General features: G+C 59.2%; 16 protein-coding genes and 3 pseudogenes. 8 read left to right on the forward strand and 11 right to left on the reverse strand.

Annotated features, from left to right (window positions below; genetic code table 11):
* The first annotated feature begins 150 nt into the window (after positions 1-150).
* Complete coding sequence (locus tag ACXPVS_RS12590) at positions 151-1,275, forward strand: methyltransferase (protein ID WP_458510221.1); 1,125 nt, start codon at positions 151-153, stop codon at positions 1,273-1,275.
* Between the two features lie 11 nt (positions 1,276-1,286).
* On the opposite strand, the gene ACXPVS_RS12595 is transcribed toward ACXPVS_RS12590, so the two are convergent.
* The 3 genes from ACXPVS_RS12595 to ACXPVS_RS12605 are packed head-to-tail and all read right to left on the reverse strand — an operon-like array spanning position 1,287 to position 3,965.
* Positions 1,287-1,454 carry a DUF2474 domain-containing protein gene (locus tag ACXPVS_RS12595; protein ID WP_074880353.1) on the reverse strand — a complete coding sequence of 56 codons (168 nt, stop codon included), beginning with the start codon at positions 1,452-1,454 and terminating at the stop codon, positions 1,287-1,289.
* 60 nt (positions 1,455-1,514) lie between these two features.
* The gene (gene cydB / locus ACXPVS_RS12600) at positions 1,515-2,522 is read right to left on the reverse strand and encodes a cytochrome d ubiquinol oxidase subunit II (RefSeq protein WP_458510222.1); all 1,008 of its coding nucleotides are present in this window, start codon (positions 2,520-2,522) and stop codon (positions 1,515-1,517) included.
* Between the two features lie 3 nt (positions 2,523-2,525).
* Entirely contained in the window at positions 2,526-3,965 is a 1,440-nt protein-coding gene (locus ACXPVS_RS12605) for a cytochrome ubiquinol oxidase subunit I (protein WP_458510223.1), read from the reverse strand.
* Between the two features lie 361 nt (positions 3,966-4,326).
* Between ACXPVS_RS12605 and ACXPVS_RS12610 the strand changes: the two genes are divergently transcribed.
* Positions 4,327-5,565, forward strand: coding sequence for an MFS transporter (locus tag ACXPVS_RS12610; protein ID WP_458510224.1), 1,239 nt, complete (start codon positions 4,327-4,329; stop codon positions 5,563-5,565).
* A gap of 22 nt (positions 5,566-5,587) precedes the next feature.
* On the opposite strand, the gene ACXPVS_RS12615 is transcribed toward ACXPVS_RS12610, so the two are convergent.
* The gene (locus ACXPVS_RS12615; RefSeq protein ID WP_458510225.1) at positions 5,588-6,139 is read right to left on the reverse strand and encodes a DJ-1 family glyoxalase III; all 552 of its coding nucleotides are present in this window, start codon (positions 6,137-6,139) and stop codon (positions 5,588-5,590) included.
* A 66-nt stretch (positions 6,140-6,205) separates the two neighbouring features.
* Complete coding sequence (locus ACXPVS_RS12620; RefSeq protein ID WP_458510302.1) at positions 6,206-6,661, reverse strand: DUF4879 domain-containing protein; 456 nt, start codon at positions 6,659-6,661, stop codon at positions 6,206-6,208.
* 214 nt (positions 6,662-6,875) lie between these two features.
* On the opposite strand from ACXPVS_RS12620, the gene ACXPVS_RS12625 reads away from it, so the two are divergent.
* Both ACXPVS_RS12625 and trmA read left to right on the forward strand, forming a co-directional pair.
* Positions 6,876-8,171: an NCS2 family permease gene (locus ACXPVS_RS12625; protein ID WP_458510226.1), complete on the forward strand. Its 1,296-nt coding sequence runs from the start codon at positions 6,876-6,878 to the stop codon at positions 8,169-8,171.
* Complete coding sequence (gene trmA, locus ACXPVS_RS12630; RefSeq protein ID WP_458510227.1) at positions 8,168-9,247, forward strand: tRNA (uridine(54)-C5)-methyltransferase TrmA; 1,080 nt, start codon at positions 8,168-8,170, stop codon at positions 9,245-9,247. The genes ACXPVS_RS12625 and trmA overlap by 4 nt, the downstream gene beginning before the upstream one ends.
* Positions 9,248-9,301: 54 nt before the next feature.
* Here the strand turns inward: trmA and ACXPVS_RS12635 are convergent, their stop codons facing one another.
* The 3 genes from ACXPVS_RS12635 to ACXPVS_RS12645 form a co-directional block, all read right to left on the reverse strand.
* Complete coding sequence (locus ACXPVS_RS12635; RefSeq protein WP_458510228.1) at positions 9,302-9,748, reverse strand: DUF2442 domain-containing protein; 447 nt, start codon at positions 9,746-9,748, stop codon at positions 9,302-9,304.
* On the reverse strand, positions 9,745-10,173 hold the full coding sequence (locus tag ACXPVS_RS12640; RefSeq protein ID WP_056744643.1) for a hypothetical protein: 429 nt from the start codon (positions 10,171-10,173) through the stop codon (positions 9,745-9,747). The genes ACXPVS_RS12635 and ACXPVS_RS12640 overlap by 4 nt, the downstream gene beginning before the upstream one ends.
* Before the next feature lie 213 nt (positions 10,174-10,386).
* Positions 10,387-10,593, reverse strand: a complete 207-nt coding sequence (locus ACXPVS_RS12645) for a tautomerase family protein (RefSeq protein ID WP_123367741.1) — start codon at positions 10,591-10,593, stop codon at positions 10,387-10,389.
* A 133-nt stretch (positions 10,594-10,726) separates the two neighbouring features.
* On the opposite strand from ACXPVS_RS12645, the pseudogene ACXPVS_RS12650 reads away from it, so the two are divergent.
* Together ACXPVS_RS12650 and ACXPVS_RS12655 are read left to right on the forward strand one after the other, a co-directional pair.
* Positions 10,727-10,861, forward strand: a pseudogene (locus ACXPVS_RS12650) (LysR family transcriptional regulator); the annotation flags it as partial.
* Positions 10,862-11,100: 239 nt separating this feature from the next.
* Positions 11,101-11,250, forward strand: a pseudogene (locus ACXPVS_RS12655) (shikimate dehydrogenase); the annotation flags it as partial.
* A gap of 14 nt (positions 11,251-11,264) precedes the next feature.
* Here the strand turns inward: ACXPVS_RS12655 and ACXPVS_RS12660 are convergent.
* The 3 genes and pseudogenes from ACXPVS_RS12660 to ACXPVS_RS12670 all read right to left on the reverse strand — a co-directional run bounded on the left by ACXPVS_RS12660 (position 11,265) and on the right by ACXPVS_RS12670 (position 13,512).
* The gene (locus ACXPVS_RS12660; protein WP_458510229.1) at positions 11,265-11,942 is read right to left on the reverse strand and encodes a TetR/AcrR family transcriptional regulator; all 678 of its coding nucleotides are present in this window, start codon (positions 11,940-11,942) and stop codon (positions 11,265-11,267) included.
* A 213-nt stretch (positions 11,943-12,155) separates the two neighbouring features.
* Positions 12,156-12,530: pseudogene (locus ACXPVS_RS12665) on the reverse strand (DMT family transporter); the annotation flags it as partial.
* Between the two features lie 205 nt (positions 12,531-12,735).
* Positions 12,736-13,512 carry an IclR family transcriptional regulator gene (locus ACXPVS_RS12670; RefSeq protein ID WP_458510230.1) on the reverse strand — a complete coding sequence of 259 codons (777 nt, stop codon included), beginning with the start codon at positions 13,510-13,512 and terminating at the stop codon, positions 12,736-12,738.
* A gap of 368 nt (positions 13,513-13,880) precedes the next feature.
* Between ACXPVS_RS12670 and ypfJ the strand changes: the two genes are divergently transcribed.
* Both ypfJ and ACXPVS_RS12680 read left to right on the forward strand, forming a co-directional pair.
* Complete coding sequence (gene ypfJ / locus ACXPVS_RS12675; RefSeq protein ID WP_458510231.1) at positions 13,881-14,774, forward strand: KPN_02809 family neutral zinc metallopeptidase; 894 nt, start codon at positions 13,881-13,883, stop codon at positions 14,772-14,774.
* A complete protein-coding gene (locus ACXPVS_RS12680) occupies positions 14,775-15,734 on the forward strand; it encodes an alpha/beta hydrolase (RefSeq protein ID WP_458510232.1) in 960 nt (319 codons plus the stop codon).
* Positions 15,735-15,739: the final 5 nt, after the last annotated feature.

Below are 15,739 nucleotides of genomic sequence, written 5' to 3' on the forward strand. Positions count from 1 at the left end.
AAGAAAAAAACGTACCATTTGCGGTCCCTTCTGAGTGATGACGTGTGAACCTTCATGACGCAGTATACTCGGACGGTCCTGCCCGCTACAACGCCCTTGGGCCGCGGGACACCTGTTGATGACCCCGTTGATTACCCAGAGCCCCGCCTCATGCCCTTGCTCGAAACACCCTTCGCCCGACTCGACCTGATCCGCCAGCCCGAGCAGCAGAACGAACCGCTGCAGGCGTTTGATGCCGCAGACGAATACTTGCTCACCCATCTCGCGGACCAACAATCCTCGGCCGACACTCGGGTTTTGGTGCTCAACGACAGCTTTGGCGCATTGGCCGCCAGCCTGGCGGGCAAGGTTCAAGTGACCAGCAGCGGCGACTCGTTCCTGGCCTTACAGGGACTGGAAAAAAATCTGATCCGCAACGGTCTGCCGTTTGATGCGGTACCGAGCGTACCCGCCAGCGACCCCATTTCAGGCCCCTTTGACCGGGTACTGATTCGGATCCCGAAAACCCTCGCCTTGCTGGAAGAACAATTGATCCGCTTGCAGGGCCAACTGGCCCCGGGGGCTCAGGTGATTGCTGGCGCGATGATCAAGCATTTGCCCCGCGCCGCGGGCGATCTACTGGAACGCTATATCGGCCCGGTGCAAGCTTCGTTGGCGGTGAAGAAGGCTCGGCTATTGATCGCGACCGCTGAGGTCAAAACACCTGTTGTGTCTCCCTACCCGACCCGTTACCGACTCGACGCCCCTGAAATCGAACTGTTGAATCACGCCAATGTGTTCTGCCGTGAAGGGCTGGATATCGGCACGCGAGCGTTTTTGCCGCACCTGCCAAAAAACCTCGGCTCGGCGCGGGTTGCCGACCTTGGTTGTGGCAACGGGGTTTTGGCCATCGCCAGCGCCCTGCAAAACCCCGAGGCCAACTACACGCTCGTGGACGAATCGTTTATGGCCGTGCAATCGGCAGCCGAAAACTGGCGCGCGGCGCTGGGTGATCGGGAAGTGGTCGTACGTGCCGGCGATGGTTTGGCGGGTCAGGAACCTCAGTCTCTGGACGTCGTACTGTGCAACCCACCGTTTCACCAACAACAAGTCGTCGGCGATTTCCTGGCCTGGCGCATGTTCCAGCAGGCCCGAGAGGCGCTGGTCGTCGGCGGCGCGTTGTACATCGTCGGCAACCGTCATCTGGGTTATCACAGCAAGCTCGCGCGGTTGTTCCGCGGCGTCGAGCAAGTGGCGGCCACACCTAAATTCGTGATCCTTAAAGCCCGCAAATAACGGGCAAAAAATCAGTGGGTGGTCAAACCCGCGGCATTCATGAACATGCGCATCAGACTGGCCACGATAAACAGCGCCACAACGCTGCCGGTCCAGATCATCGCCAGCCAGCCGAGTCGCTGCCAGAGCGGCTTTTTCTCTGCTGCTTCGATTTCCTGCAAGGAATGTTTACCCGCCATCATCGCAATCTCCTCTGAAGAAATGGCGCAGGTCTCAGCCCTGCGCCACTGTCGCGTGCTCTAGTGATAGCCATCTTCGTGGGTGACCTTGCCGCGGAACACGTAGTAGCTCCAGAAGGTGTAACCCAGGATGAACGGGATGATGAACAGCGTACCCACCAGCATGAAGCCCTGACTTTGCGGCGGTGCGGCGGCGTCCCAGATCGAGATCGACGGCGGCACGATATTCGGCCACAGGCTGATGCCCAAACCGCTATAGCCGAGGAAGATCAGCACCAGGGTCAGCAGGAATGGCGTGTAGTGCGCATTGCGAGCCACCGCGCGGATCAGACCGTACATGGTCACCAGCACCAGAATCGGCACCGGCAGGAACCAGAACAGGTTTGGCAGGGTGAACCAGCGAGCGGCAATCTCGGCGTGGGCCAGCGGGGTCCAGATGCTGACGATACCGATCACGGCCAACACCACGAAAGCCAGTGGTCGAGCCAGGTCATGCATCTGCGCTTGCAACTTGCCTTCGGTCTTCATGATCAGCCAGGTGCAACCGAGCAGCGCATAAGCCACGACCAGCGCCACGCCGCAGAACAGGGTGAACGGCGTCAACCAGTCCAGTGAGCCACCGGCAAATTGGCGATTGACTACCGGTAACCCATCAATGAACGCACCCAATGCCACGCCCTGGAAAAAGGTGGCTGCGACCGAGCCACCGATGAACGCTTTGTCCCAGAGATGGCGCTTGTCGTCCCGGGCCTTGAAGCGGAACTCGAACGCCACACCGCGAAAAATCAGCCCGATCAACATAAAGATCAGCGGCAGGTACAGCGCCGAGAGCACCACCGAATAGGCCAGCGGGAAGGCCCCGAACAACGCTGCGCCACCCAGTACCAGCCAGGTTTCGTTACCGTCCCAGACCGGCGCGACGGTGTTCATCATGACGTCACGATCGGTCTTGCCCGGAATGAACGGGAAGAGAATCCCGATCCCCAAATCGAAACCGTCCATGACCACGTACATCATGATGCCGAAGATGATGATCACGGCCCAGATCAGCGGAAGATCAATACCCATGAGTCAAATCTCCTTGGTCAGGCTGGGGCGATGGTCGCCGTCACCGTTGTCATCGGCAGCGGACAGCGGACGGGCCGGTGTGCGTTTCTGGCCGGGACCGCCCTCATTGGTTTCCTTGCCTTCGTCGATCTTTGGCCCTTTGCGCACCAGGCGCATCATGTAACCCAGACCGGCACCGAACAGCGCGAAATAGACCACGACGAACATGATCAACGTGATGCTCATCTGCATGAAGCTGTGATTGGAGGACGCGTCTGCCGTGCGCATCAGGCCGTAAATCACCCACGGTTGACGGCCGATTTCAGTGGTGAACCAACCGGCGAGGATCGCAACCAGACCGGACGGCCCCATCCACAACGCCAGGTACAGGAACGGCCGCGAGGTATAGAGCTTGTCGCGTTTACGCAGCCACAGACTCCACAAACCGGTGAAGATCATCAGGAAACCGAGCCCGACCATGATCCGGAACGACCAGAACACGATGGTCGAATTCGGTCGGTCTTCAGGCGGGAAGTCCTTGAGCGCCGGGACCTGTTTGTCCAGCGAGTGCGTGAGAATCAGGCTGCCCAGATACGGGATTTCTACCGCGAATTTGGTCCGCTCTTCTTTCATGTCCGGCCAGCCGAACAGGATCAGCGGAGTCGGCTCATCGCCATGGTTTTCCCAATGGCCTTCAATCGCGGCGATTTTCGCCGGTTGATGCTTCAACGTATTGAGACCGTGGAAGTCACCGATGACCGCTTGAATCGGCGCCACGATCAAGGCCATCCACATGGCCATCGAGAGCATGGTGCGAATTGCCGGGTTGTCCTTGCCGCGCAGCAAATGCCAGGCCGCCGAGGAACCGACGAAGAAAGCAGTCGCGACAAACGCCGCCGTCGACATGTGTAACAGACGGTAAGGGAACGACGGGTTGAAGATCACCGCCAGCCAGTCCACCGGGATCACCTGGCCATTGACGATTTCATAACCCTGCGGTGTTTGCATCCAACTGTTGGAAGCAAGAATCCAGAAGGTTGAGATCAGCGTGCCGATGGCGACCATGACCGTGGCGAAGAAGTGCAAATTGCGCCCGACCTTGTTCCAGCCGAACAGCATGACACCGAGGAAACCGGCTTCGAGGAAGAAAGCGGTGAGTACTTCATACGTCAGCAGTGGCCCGGTCACGGAGCCGGCGAAGTCCGAAAATCGGCTCCAGTTGGTGCCGAACTGATAGGCCATGACCAACCCGGAGACCACGCCCATGCCGAAGTTGACGGCAAAAATCTTCGACCAGAAGTGGTACAGATCGCGGTAGATGTCGTTATGGGTTTTCAGCCACAGACCTTCGAGCACCGCCAGGTAACTCGCCAGGCCAATGGTGATGGCGGGAAATAGAATGTGAAACGAAATGGTGAACGCGAACTGAATCCGGGCAAGATCAAGTGCCTCCAAACCGAACATAAGTCTTCCTCTGTCAGGTAATACCGGCTGAAGGCTTGTGGCCTACACCCACTGCCCCCACGGATATGGAGTGTGGCGAATTTGCATTCGTTCTTTTTTTACAAACATCACAACGTAGGGAGTCTGGCCATCTGGCCGCCGGATCAGTTCCACGAGCGGTCTTGATCTGGATCAAGCAACGTTAAAAGAGTAGTCCCATTTTTGACGATGGACGGTGTGGTCTTTTGCCGCGTGACAGGTTGCCTCATCGATGCGGGCCAAGCATATCGGTGTCTAGCTAACGGAATTTCCCAGACCTGCAACTTTTGGTTACAGCTTGGTGATAGTCTCGACCCTTCCCTCGCTCAAGACCGGCCCTCAGATGCCCAACCAAGCACCCTTGCTGTTACGTCATCACCGCCCTTTTATCGCGTTCTGGCTGGCTCGGGTATTTACCGCCAGCGGTTTCCAGATGCTCACGGTAGCCATTGGCTGGAACCTCTACCAACTGACCGGTAATGTGCTCGACCTGGGCCTGGTCGGTCTGGTGGAATTCACCCCGCGAGTACTGTTCATGCTGCACACCGGGCATGTCGCGGACCGTTATGACCGGCGCAAGGTCGCGGCAATCTGTCAGTCCCTGCAAGCGCTGATCGCCCTGTCGCTGGCCATCGGTAGCGCGACCGACCATGTCACCCGGGAGATGATCTTCATCCTCGCGTTCCTGCTCGGTGCCGCCCGCGCCTTCGAAATGCCGACCACTCAGGCCTTGTTGCCAAGCATCGTGCCCCGCGCGCTGTTCCCCCGCGCGGTCGCCACCGCCCAGTCCGCACAGCAATCGGCGACTATCGTGGCCCCGGCCCTCGGTGGGTTGCTCTACGCCTTCGGCAGCGTCTGGGTCTATGGCCCGACGGTGATCCTCTACCTCATCGCCTGCCTGCTGATGCTCAACCTGCCTGCACGGCAGACACCGCTGAACAAAGGCAAGGCAACCCTGGATTCGCTGCTGGCGGGCATCCGCTTCATTCGTAGTCGTGCGGACATTCTCGGGGCGATTTCTCTGGATTTGTTTGCGGTATTGCTCGGTGGTGCAACGGCGTTGCTGCCAGTGTTCGCCAAGGACATCCTACTGACCGGCCCTTGGGGCCTGGGCCTGCTGCGTTCAGCGCCGGCAGTCGGTGCGCTGCTGATGTCGCTGTACCTGGCGAGATTTGCCGTGGAGCGCAAAGTCGGACGGATCATGTTCACCGCTGTGGGTGTGTTCGGTGTCGCTACCATTGCGTTCGGTCTGTCGACCTCGTTCTGGTTTTCCCTGGCGGTGTTGGTGGTGTTGGGCGCGGCGGACATGATCAGCATGGTGATCCGCGCCTCCTTCGTGCAACTGGAAACCCCGGATGAAATGCGCGGCCGGGTCAGTGCCGTGAACGGTTTATTCATTGGCGCTTCGAACCAGTTGGGCGAGTTTGAATCCGGCTTGACCGCCCATTGGTTCGGCACTGTGCCGGCCGTGGTCATGGGCGGTATTGGCACATTGGTGGTGACCGGGACGTGGATCAAGCTGTTCCCGACCCTGGCTAACCGCGACCGCATGCATGTGCCGGTGGAGGAAGTGAAGGCCTGAAGCAGTTTGTCCGGGGCACTCTCTAGACCACCAACTCCCCCGCCACCGCCGCTCGCGTGGCTTTGCCGTAGAGTTGTTCCACCAGCGTCAGGGCCAATTGCAATGTCGCCCCTGAACCCTGCGCAGTGATGCAGTTGCCGTCAACCACCACCGGTTGATCGACGAAGTTGCAGCCCGACAGTTGATGGCTGGCCGATGGCAGGCAGGTCATGCGCCGCTGACGCAATACGCCAAAGGCTTGCAGCGCCAGCGCCGGAGCCTCGGCGATGCCAGCGAACAGGCGTCCGGCCGCCGCCTGATCCTTGATCAATTGTTGCAGGGGCTGATGCGCCGCCAGATGTTGTGCCCCCACGGCACCACCGGGCAGGACGATCAGGTCGAACGGCTGTGCCAGCACGTCCACTAACATCGCATCGGACGTCACTCGGGTGCCGCGCGCGCAGGTGAGCATGCGCCGGCCCTCGATGCTGGCCACCACCACTTCAACCTTGGCACGGCGCAGCACATCGATCAGGGTTACTGATTGCAGGTCATCGATGCCCTCGGCGAGGGTAATCAGAGCTCTAAAGGTCATGGGCGCAGTCCACTGAATGATCTTTAAAGCGTAGTCAGCTTTCCTGCCCCTTGTTCGAGCCCGCCGTTACCTGATGTAAAGCTGCGTCGACAGTGTATTGCCTGGCGCGTTGATCGACGTGTTACTGAAGGTGAACGTGCCTTCCTGTTTACCCGCTAAATCGAAGACATACAGATAGCCGATGGTTTTTTTCCCGACGGTGCATTCGGTCAGATTGCCGTTATCAAAAGCACAGACCGGGGTCCGGGTGCCATTCACCTCAAAACCGTCCAGCCCGACATGCGCGCCACGACCGTAACCGACTTCCAGCACGTAGACCTTGATGTTCGGTCCACTGTGATCGCAGCGGGTTTTCTCTTGCCCCTGCGAAATGTCCTCAAAACCGCAGACCGGCGACTCGACCTTGAGTACCTTCATCTGACTCAACGGTGCCGCCGATGCAGCCGAGGCGGTGTGTGCCCCCAGGAGCATGGCGATCGCCATTGCGAATACGGCAATCAGACGTTTATTCATGCAATACATAAGCACCCCCAAAACCAGCGCGCAGTATGGCGCACTTGGCGTTTGCGCAAAACATCGACGACGATCGCAGCCATAAGCAGCCATAGCCCCACGCTGCTGGTATGATGCGCGGCTTTTTCCGACCCACAGAAAATTACCAGGCGCCGGCAGCGGTCTGTGCTTTGCTGTTGAGGTCGATACATTCACGGCGCATGGCGCGCCACGGGGAGCAGACATGCTGGAAAGGCTGTTTCAACTCAAGGCACACAACACCAACGTGCGGACCGAGATACTGGCGGGCATCACGACCTTTTTGGCCATGGCCTACATTCTGTTCGTCAACCCGAGCATCCTCGGTGAGACCGGCATGGACAAGGGCGCGGTGTTCGTCGCCACCTGTCTGGCCGCCGCCATCGGCTCCGCGGTGATGGGCCTGATCGCCAACTACCCGATCGCTCTCGCGCCGGGCATGGGCTTGAACGCCTTCTTTACCTACACCGTGGTCCTGCACATGGGCCACACCTGGCAAGTCGCGCTGGGAGCGGTATTCATTTCGGCAGTGCTGTTCTTCTTGCTGTCGATCTTCCGCATCCGCGAATGGATCATCAACAGTATCCCGTTGCCGCTGCGTTCGGCGATTGCCGCCGGTATCGGCCTGTTCCTGGCCCTGATCGCCCTGCATAACGCGGGCATCGTGGTGAGCAACCCGGCAACCATGGTCGGCCTCGGGGATTTGAAACAACCGGCCCCGATTCTCGCGACCCTCGGCTTTGCCCTGATCGTGGCGCTTGAAGCCCTGAAAGTGCGCGGCGCGGTACTGATCGGCATTCTGGCAGTGACCATCGCGTCGATCGTAATGGGCGTCACCCCGTTCGGCGGCGTGATGTCAATGCCACCGTCGTTGGCCCCGACCTTCCTGCAACTGGACATCAAGGGCGCCCTGGACATCGGGCTGGTCAGCGTGATCTTCGCCTTCCTGTTCGTCGATCTGTTCGACAACTCCGGCACCCTGATCGGCGTCGCCAAGCGCGCGGGCCTGATGGGCAAGGACGGCCACATGCCGAAAATGGGCCGTGCCCTGATCGCCGACAGTACCGCGGCCATGGCAGGTTCCTTGCTGGGCACCTCGACCACCACCAGTTACATCGAATCCGCAGCCGGCGTAAGTGCTGGCGGCCGCACCGGCCTGACCGCCGTTGTCGTGGCGATTCTGTTCCTGTTGGCGCTGTTTTTCTCGCCATTGGCGGCCAGCATTCCAGCCTTTGCTACCGCGCCTGCACTGCTGTTCGTCGCGGTACTGATGACATCCGGCCTGGCCGAAATAGACTGGGACGACATCACTGTCGCCGCGCCCGTCGTGGTCACCGCTCTGGCCATGCCGTTCACTTATTCCATCGCCAACGGCATCGCTTTCGGTTTCATCTCCTGGACTGCGATCAAGTTGCTGTCCGGTCGCGCCCGTGAGCTGAACCCGGCGCTGGTGATTCTGTCGATTCTGTTCGTGATCAAGTTGGGTTGGTTCAACGCATGACTTTTGATTCCCAGGCTTACGCCGTTCAGCTCGAAGAGAAGGTCACACGCCTGCGTGACCTGTTGGCCCCGTTCGGTGCGCCAGAACCTGCGGTGTTCGACTCGCCGCTGAAAAACTTCCGCCTGCGCGCCGAATTCCGCCTGTGGCGCGAAGCCGGCGAGCGTCACTACGCGATGTTTTCCCAGGAAGACAAGCGCACGCCGATCCTGATCGAAGAGTTTCCGATCGCGAGCCTGCGCATCAACGAGTTGATGCCGCAGTTGAAGACAGCGTGGCAAGCCAGTGCGGCCCTGAGCCACAAGCTGTTCCAGGTGGAGTTCCTGACTACCCTGGCCGGTGATGCGATGATCACGCTGTGCTATCACCGCCCGCTGGACGAGCACTGGCACGCGGCGGCGTCGAAACTGGCCGCTGACCTGAACGTCAGCATCATCGGCCGCTCCAAGGGCAAGCGCGAAGTGATCGGTCACGATTACGTGGTCGAGCAGATGGACGTCGGCGGTCGCACCTTCAGCTATCGCCAGCCGGAAGGCGCGTTCACCCAGCCCAACGGCACCGTGAACCAGAAGATGCTCAACTGGGCTTACGACTCACTCGGCGATCGCACCGACGATTTGCTGGAGCTGTATTGCGGTAACGGCAACTTCACCTTGCCGCTCGCGACACGCGTGCGCAAAGTGCTGGCCACCGAAATCAGCAAGGCGTCGGTCAACGCCGCGTTGAGCAACCTCAGCGAAAACGCTGTGGATAACGTCACCCTGGTGCGTTTGTCCGCCGAGGAGCTGACCGAAGCCCTGAACGAAGTTCGTCCGTTCCGTCGTCTGCACGGTATCGATCTGAAGAGTTACGCGTTCGGTAGCGTCTTCGTCGATCCGCCTCGCGCCGGCATGGATCCGGACACCTGCGAGCTGACCCGTCGCTTCGACAACATCCTCTACATCTCCTGCAACCCGGAAACCCTGGCGGCCAACATCGCCCAGTTGCACGACACCCATCGCATCACCCGATGCGCAATGTTCGACCAGTTCCCGTGGACCCATCACATGGAATCCGGGGTGTTGTTGACCCGTCGTTGATTGCCCTTGGCAGAAACAAATCAGCCGTCATCACGACGGCTTTTTTGTGCCTGTTTAAAGGGTGATATCAGTCTTGCGCGGCCGCCCGCCCTTACGGCCATTCGCCCGCGCAGCCTCTGCCTTGGCGGCGCTGCCTTGGCGACCATTACGCGAGGCGATGACCGACGCGGCCATATCCATCAGCGGCTTGCTGGCCGAAACCATCCCGGCGATGGAGACCTGCAGATCCTTGCCCTCGTGGCAAAGGGCTGTCCCGGAAAAGCCGACTTTCAGGTCTGCGAAATCCTCGACGTCGAAATCATCGAACTCCGGATAGTGCTGCACGGGCAACAGCACGCCACTGCCATCAATGAAATTGACCGCCAGACACGGTTCCACAAAGGTCACCGAAGTCGCCCGCAGACCGCCTTTGTGGCGCACTTGGCCACGCTGGATGGCTTCATCCAGCACGGCTTCGGTGACGGGCCGATCCACCAACATTTTTGCTGTTATCGTTTTCATAGTTCGATCTCCACGCCCTCCGGAACGCCCATCAGCGCCAGTAGGGTCTTGTTCGTCTCGGGCTCATAGCACGCCGAGCCAATCATGCAGGTCGTACTGGCGACCCTTTTTACCACCACGACTTCACTGGTTTGCCAGTCCCATATCTGATGATCGAGGCAGACCGTGTGCAACTTGTCCCACCAGATACACCGAGCGCGGCGCAAATGAGCGGGTTGTCCGAGCGCGTGACGCAACCCCTCCAGCACCGCCACAGGTGGCCTGCGAGAATGAGGAACCACGTCCCACAGCTCGACACTGTTGTGCCAGAAGCTGAATTTGAAGCGCGCACTCCAGGTTCCGGCATCCACATGTGCATGCGGCGGGCAGTGCTCATCGCGCAACATGATCACCATTGAAAACCCTTTGTAGCTGAATAATCTCATGCTAACCCATCCGTTAGGTTAATGAGTCCGAAGACTCGACATTCCCTGGAAAATCCGATAACCGGCGCGGTGTTGAATCATCACAGCGACTGTTGAGACTAGCGCCAAGGCTCGGCTCGAGCCGGCGGATAACACCGCAAAATGGTAAGCAATCCTTTCCTCGTGCCTACAAAAAAGCCGTCCCGAGGACGGCTGTCTTGGCTTGTCAGGCAATCAACCCGACTGGTTTTTTCGATACTCGGTGGTGGTGATGCCCGCATACCCCCAGTTATCCGTGTCGACTTCCTCGATCACAATGTGGGTCAGCTCCGGAGGCTTACCAAGGACGCGCTTCAAGGTGTCGGTGATTTCAGCGATAACCTGGGCCTTCTGCTCCCGGGTCACACCATCGCGGGTAATACGTACACTGACGAAAGGCATGCTGGTTCTCCTGCTTACTGGTTAAGAAAGGTTTAGTGCTTGCCGCTGCTCATCACGAACTCACTGTATCTGTGTGCAGGCCTCTGATAAATACTGATTCACACACTTCATTTGATCCCCGGTGCAATCAATCATGCGGCGACAATTCAGCGATCTTCAGCGGGGCAGCATCGAACTGTTTTGTCTGGCGGCCGAAGCCGTGAGCCGCTCGATGTTGTTTGCCCGCACCACCCGCAGCGTCAAACTGACCGTCAGTGGTCGGCGGTATTCCGTGAAGAACCAAAATAATAGCTGAAGAGACTCCGATGCCCCCTATCGTCGACGGCCCGAATCTGAACCTGATCGGCACCCCGGAGCCGGCGACTTACGGCCACGAAACCCTGGGCGACGCTCAGGGTGTGCGTTACCTCTATCGCCTGATCGATCGGGACCTGTTGATGGCCGCCGAGCGGCTGAACTTCACCTTTCCGTGCAGGCAGACGATCATCCCGTTGCTCGATGAATTGCCTGTGCAACGCCCGCGTGTTGGATTGCCGAACGCGGGATGGCGGCAACATGGCCGTGTTTCAGGCGATGAAGGCATTTGAGTTGTTCAGTGGCGTGGTACCGGATGCGCAGCGAATGCTCGAGCATTTTCAGAGCATTTTCAGAGCATGAATGGCTGAACGGATTCAGGCTTGCAGATACCGCAAAACCGACTCGCAAATCATCTCTCGATGACGCTGCTTGATGCTTTCGTCCGGCAAGTCGACCTGAAAGATCTCACCGAAAGTATGGCGGTTCGACACGCGATAGAAGCAGAACGAGCTGATCAGCAGATGCACATCCAACGGCTCGAGCCCTGCGCGGAATACGCCTTCCACAGCACCGCGACGCAAAATCTCGCTCAGTGAATCGAGGATGGTGCTGTTCATCGCCTTGATCGCATCGGAGCGCTTCACGTATTCAGCGTTGTGAATGTTCTCGATGCTGACAATCCGCACAAAATCGACGTTGCGATCATGGTGATCGAACGTGAACTCCACCAGCCGCCGAATCGCGTCCACCGGCGTCAGTTGGGACAGATGCAGACGGTTTTCGGTGCTGCGGATATCGCCGTAGAGCTTCTCCAGCACCTCGACGTAGAGCTGTTCCTTACTGCCGAAGTAGTAATAGATCATGCGTTTTGAGGTGTGGATGCGTTCGGCAATCGCATCGACCCGAGCGCCGGAAAGCCCCTGCTGGACGAACTCGACAATCGCCTCTTGAAGGATATTTTCGCGGGTCTTTTCCGGATTATTCTTGCGACTCTTGCGCGGCTCGACAATCGGTTCGTCGGGCGCGGCGGAGAGTTCTGAAGTCATCGTCATTGCGGGCTCACGGCCATCACTGCACAGGTTGGCGATTATGGGCTGCGCCGCACAGTGAAGGAAGCCGCGCGGCAGCGGTTTGTGCCCGTGTTTACGATTTCCCTACAACTTTGCTTGACGTACGGCACCGCTTCGAGACTTGGCCGTGGCCGACAGCGCTCGCGGCGCGGCGAGGCCATCGGCAGGCCTGATTCCGGGCCTGCCCTGCTTCTCTCACCGACGACTCTGCTGCCAGACTGCTGCCAACCCGCTGCAACAAATCACCGCGATTCCGACCACGGTGGTCAGGGTCGGCGTGTGAGAAAACAGCAACCAGCCCAGCAAACCGGCAAAGACAATCTGGCAATAACCGAACGGCGCCAACAATGCAGGCGCGGCGTGACGGAAGGCTTGTGTCAGAAACAAGTGAGCCGTCATCCCGCAGGCGCCCAGCGCCACCATCATAAATCCATGCCCCAGGGTGGGGACTTGCCAGAAGAAGGGCACCAGCGCGCTCATCACCAGGGTGTTGCACAGCCCGGCGAAGAAGTTGCTGGTGGTCGGGCTATCGATATTGCTGAGCTTGCGGGTGAGCAACTGATAGAAGCAGAGGTTGGTTTACGCCGCAGAGCGGAGTGCTGACGGTCATTCGGTATCCCTTGTGTTTTGCATCAACTATTTAAAAGCACCCCTTACAGGAAGGACAAACCCAAATAATTTCGAACCAAGTTCCAGATTCTTGCACCAGTAAACCGCAAAAGTGTGCGAACAGCGCACGGCGTCTGTAGGCGTTCTGCTCCTACGGGGGAAGCGATCAGTTGAACAGCTCCGAAGCCAGACTCGCAGCCGACAGTTCCTCGGTAAACCTCAACAACAACGGTGCCAACTCATGCAGTCGCGCCCCCGGCATCCGAGCACTGGGCCCGGCGATGTTCAGCACACCGATGACTCGACCATCTCTGGGATGTCGCACCACCGCCGCAATCGCCGAGGTGCCCACCGCCGAGCTTTCCTCCACCCAGGCATAACCCTGCTCCCGCGCCAGGCGCAGGCGCTCCAGCAATTCGATGTTGGAACGCGGTGCATTCGGACCAAGGTCCTTCGGCCGCTCGCCACCTTGCCGTTCGACCAGGGACAGCGCCTCGGCATCGCTCATACACGCCAGCCACGCATGCCCCGACGAGGTGTAAAACAAGGGCGCATCACGGCCCATGTCCGGGTCGTAACGCAGACCGGAACGGGCGCCCTGGGATTTGGCGATCCAGATCTGCCGCTCGCCTTCAATCACCCCAAGCCGCACCAGTTCGCCGGTTTCCTGGGCGAGGCGATCAAGCACCGACTGAACAATACCGGCGCCGCTGCCTGAGAGGTAACGAAAGCCCATGGCCACCAATTTGGTCGACAGGTGATACCGCAGGTTCTCCGGATTCTGCCGTACATAACCCAGCCGAATCAGCTCGGCGAGCAACCGGTGAGTCGCGCTTTTAGGAATATCCAGTTGCTCAGCCAGCGTTTCCATCGGCAGGCCCCGAGGGTCGCTGGTGAGGCGCTCAAGCACGCTGAAAACACGTTCGATTTGACTGCCGGCCATGGGAGGTTCCACACAAAATTTGTCCGATTCTAGAAGACAACCGACCGAATGCGAAATCTGGAACCCGCTGTCCGATAACCGCCCGGCTTGTCCAAACGCAAACGCCAGGTCAATCCAGATTTTGCGCCGGTGCGGGATGCGTTCGATCGGTAATTTCCTCGAGGCAGGGGTCGCCTGCTCGATAAAAACCCGTGGACTGAAGGAATTAGATGGGTTGTCCGTGTTCAATACGAGTCTGGAAGACTCCCGGCCACCCTCCACAGGTTGCTGGGAAGGCTGCTGCGCGCAATAAAAGATGGACGACTGGACTGGCGCCGCTTCCGCTCAGCAGCAACACTCATCCCCACGGACAATCAGAGGGTTCCCACATGCTATGGAAAAAAGGCCGACGCAGCGACAACGTGGTCGATGCCCGTGGAAATGATGTTGGCGGTGGCGGCGGCGGGATGCGCTTCGGTGGCGGCAAGGGTCTGAGCCTGACGGCGATTTTATTGATCGTCGGGATCGGTTGGATCACCGGCCAGGATCCGCTGCAAATCCTCGGGCAACTGACCGGGCAGATGAGCGAGCAATCGGCACCGACCACCTCACAAACCCGCCAGGCATCGCCGGCCAATGATGAAGGCGCCGAGTTCGTACGCTCGATCCTCGGCGATACCGAAGACACCTGGGGGCAGATTTTCCAGCAGGCCGGTCGCCAATATAAAGACCCGACCCTGGTGTTGTTCAGCAACCGCGTCAACTCGGCCTGTGGCCTGGCGACATCGGCGACCGGTCCGTTCTATTGCCCGGCGGATCAGAAGGTCTACCTGGACATGAGTTTCTTCCAGGAAATGTCCCAACGTTTCTCCGCCGCAGGCGACTTCGCTCAGGCCTACGTGATCGCTCACGAAGTCGGACACCATGTGCAGACCTTGCTCGGTGTTTCCGCGAAAATTCAGACCGCCCGCCAACAGGGTCAGCGGATGGAAGGCGACGGCGGTTTGCTGGTACGCCAGGAACTGCAGGCCGATTGCCTGGCCGGAGTCTGGGCCAACAATGCGCAGAAACGGCTGAACTGGCTGGAACCCGGTGACATCGAAGAAGCCTTGAACGCCGCCAATGCCATCGGCGATGACCGCTTGCAACAGCAAGGTCAGGGTCGTGTGGTGCCAGACTCGTTTACTCATGGTACGTCGGCGCAAAGGGTGCGCTGGTTCAAAACCGGATTTGCGCAAGGCCAGGTCGGCCAGTGCGATACCTTTGCAGCGAAAAACCTATAAATGAATAAGTGGCTTCCAGCTCTACTGATCACCTGTGCAAGCGCCCAGGCTACCGAGCATGCGGTCAAGGAGGTCAGCCCCGGACGCCTGCTGCTGACTGCAGGTGAAATCGCGGTGGGCATCGGCCCGGCGCCGACAAAAATCGAACGCGTGCTGATCATCATCCATGGTCGATTGCGCAATGCCGACACCTATCGCCAGAGCGCCGAACACGCGGCCGAGCAGGCCGGGCAAAGCGCGACCACCTTGGTGATCGCCCCGCAGTTTCTCAATGAAACCGATATCGCGGCCCATCCCGTGGCTGACAGCGTATTGCGCTGGCAGGGCAATGACTGGATGGCGGGCGGTTTATCCACCGCTCCATTTCCCCTGAGCGCCTACGCGGCGCTCGACGAAATCATCGCCCGAATCGGCGATCGGAAGCAGTTTGCGCACGTGAAGCAGATTGTCATTGCCGGGCACTCCGGCGGCGCTCAGATGGTGCAGCGATACGCGTTGCTGGGCCACGATCAGCCAGCGCTCAAGGCGGCCGACCTGCAGGTGCGTTATGTCATCGCCAACCCCTCTTCGTATGCGTACTTCGATGAACGACGGCCAGTGGCGTTCAGCCACGCCGGTTGTCCGGAGTTCAATCGCTGGAAATATGGGCTGGCAGATCTACCCGCCTATGCCGAAGGGCAAACCGCCAAGCAGCTGGAGGAAACCTACGTCAAACGCGACGTCGTTTACCTACTCGGGCAGCAGGACAGCGACCCGAAGCAGCCCTCGATGGATAAAAGCTGTGAGGCCCAAGCGCAGGGAGCCAATCGATTGGCTCGCGGGCGCAATTACTTTGCTTATCTGAAACGGCTGCATCCTCAAGGATTGAGTCAGCAACTGATTGAAGTGCCCGGGGTCGGGCATGACGGGGATGAGATGTTTAACTCGCCGCAGGGGCAGAAGGCATTGTTCGGTCAGTGAGTTTT

The sequence above is a fragment of the Pseudomonas sp. Ma2-10 genome (assembly GCF_054330215.1).